This window comes from Vreelandella sp. L-25, from assembly GCF_056857535.1.
In genome coordinates, this window is record NZ_JBSXNH010000001.1 from 1 (window position 1) to 2,194 (window position 2,194).

The 2,194-nt window shown below is 52.6% G+C and carries 3 protein-coding genes; all 3 read right to left on the bottom strand.

Features of this window, described 5'->3' with window-relative positions:
• Positions 1–52: 52 nt before the first annotated feature.
• A complete protein-coding gene (locus tag AC13CN_RS00005) occupies positions 53–1,129 on the bottom strand; it encodes a hypothetical protein (RefSeq protein ID WP_483052905.1) in 1,077 nt (358 codons plus the stop codon).
• 14 nt (positions 1,130–1,143) lie between these two features.
• The gene (locus tag AC13CN_RS00010) at positions 1,144–1,533 is read right to left on the bottom strand and encodes a hypothetical protein (RefSeq protein ID WP_074211356.1); all 390 of its coding nucleotides are present in this window, start codon (positions 1,531–1,533) and stop codon (positions 1,144–1,146) included.
• Positions 1,534–1,701: 168 nt separating this feature from the next.
• The coding region (locus AC13CN_RS00015; RefSeq protein ID WP_483052906.1) for a transposase at positions 1,702–2,194 on the bottom strand (493 nt) is incomplete at its 5' end.

The window sequence follows — 2,194 nt, forward strand, 5'->3', positions numbered from 1 at the left end:
CTGAGAAAAACCAACGCACAAAAAACGGAATCGGTTGACCCATCGTGACCGCTCAGCGTACAAAACTCTCTCCAGCGTGAAGGCCGTGTGCAAATCGGTCACGATCACCGTAATGACCGGTCACGTTCGCCGGAATACGCAGATAAAGATCAAACGTACTTAAATGTTCCCAACGCCCCGGCAGCAGCTGTGCCGCTTTATCTTGAAAAATTTGCTGGCTTTGGGCTCGAAATACCGCTTGCAGAGAGGAGTCGCCCTTTGCCGTTTTGACAGGCTGATCGCTCTGAATCAGCTCAACAGTCGGGCGCTCTTCGGTGATGGATAAACCAGCGGTACGCAGCGTACTCTCGGTGTCCTCATTGAGTTCTGGAGGGAGTGTTAAGATCGAAGCAGCCGTTGCTTCCCAGCGCTCGTCCGGATCATTATCGAAAAGCCGTTGACGCTGAGCACTGGGGCTTTTTTGTGAATTATGCTCTGCTTTTTCTTGGTACCCGCGTCGCGGCTGCCGCCTATTCAGTCCATAGGCTAAAAAACGGCCTAATTCCTTAATATATTTATCTTTTTGCTGGCTATACTCGTCCACGTGATACGCATCGCAGCATATGCTGATTTTGATAGTAGGCCGGTCTAAAGGGGTGAGGAGGTTTATCCCATCTGCTTCAATGCGCCTTACTACCTTGCAAGCTGACTCCAAATTTTGGCGGTAGGTAGTCGGTGTGAGGCGCTTTTCGTCCTCTTCCGTAAACGCTGGGTTGTTCTGGGCCGCTCGCATATCCAGGCGCCATTTAAACGCCACGTTAATGATGTGAGCGAGTAGCGTGAGTCGTTCGCCCAGCTTTTCTGTCGCTACCTTTGAGCTAGCAAGCTTAAACAAAGCGCCATGGATAGGGTTTGTGCTATGAATCCCTTTTTCACCACTCCCAGTTTGTGAAGTTAAATTCAGCGTGTTTTTATTAATGGCGGTTGCCAGTGCGGAGAGTGCTGATAGATCCCAAGCGTCATCGCCAATGCTAGCTAAGTGTTCAATTGTCTGGACTAGCAGTGGCTTTATCGCTTCTATCCCCAAATAGTCGTTACGCGGCTGAAGGACTTCTTCTAAAAGTGCCTTATGCTTAGTGGTTTCATCCATGAAGGTAGTCGCCTCTAATACAGCCGTCGATTAAGGCCAAAAGCATCACAGAAAGTGGTCTTATTGCTGAAGCGTTCGGACACATCCATTAATAATGCTGGTTGATCAGACATGAGCTCATTCCATAGAGCAGCTACGTAATGCCCTGCCTCATTGGGAGAGAGTGCATGGCACGCTTCCGCAGATAACGCGAAAAACAGAGCAACCGCATTTGTTTGTTGACTGGGCGGTGCTTCTACCAGTGTGACGCGCACCTTTTCACTGTCGCGAAAACGGTTTTTCGCTATATACAGGGCGTTCAGGTTGGCAAGATAAAATAGCGGATCGCCATGCGCGCTTCTCTTCGCTTCGTAAACCACCGGCGGGTGCTGCATGAGATAGGCCTTTAGCGCCTCATCAGTCATGTCCTGGATTTCCTCCAAAAAAGGGGGGCGAGCCAACAGCAGGCGGCGTACCTGGGGCGATAAATATCGGCTTACCTCGACACGCGACAGTGAGACCCTCCTTGAACCACACTCTTTTAGCATTAAGCCACCTGGTTTAGAGTTATAGTCAAATCTGGTGGATGGCGGTCAGGCGGCAGTCCTGTCTGACTGATCGGTTACTTGCTCTCCATCCTGGAACCGGACGTTGTTCACGACCAGTTCCAGCTTGCTGAACCCCTTGATGCGCTTCCAGCGCTTCTCGGCGCTCTGGAGCAGCTTGAAGACCATCGCCAGGGTCGTCGCTCTGGAGCCGTAGTTCCGGCTGCGCTTGCTCCGCAGGCGGACCGTGGCGAAGGTCGACTCAATCGGGTTGGTGGTGCGGATATGCACCCAGTGCTCTGCCGGGTAGTCGTAGAACGCCAGCAGTTCCTCCCGATCCTTGGCCAGGCACGCCATCGCCTTGGGGTACTTGGCCTCGAAGCGTTTCAGCGTGCGATCGAAGGCCTTGTGCGCATCAAAGCGGGTCTCGGCCATCCAGATGTCATGCAGGTCGGCCTTGACCTTGGGCTGTACTGACTTTGGCAGCTTGTTCAGCACGTTAGCCGTCTTGTGAACCCAGCAGCGCTGATGGTCGGTCTCC

Excerpts from the sequence above, each read along its gene's own strand:
- AC13CN_RS00010 (WP_074211356.1), bottom strand. The coding sequence starts at position 1,533 with ATGACTGATGAGGCGCTAAAGGCCTATCTCATGCAGCACCCGCCGGTG.
- AC13CN_RS00005 (WP_483052905.1), bottom strand. The coding sequence starts at position 1,129 with ATGGATGAAACCACTAAGCATAAGGCACTTTTAGAAGAAGTCCTTCAG.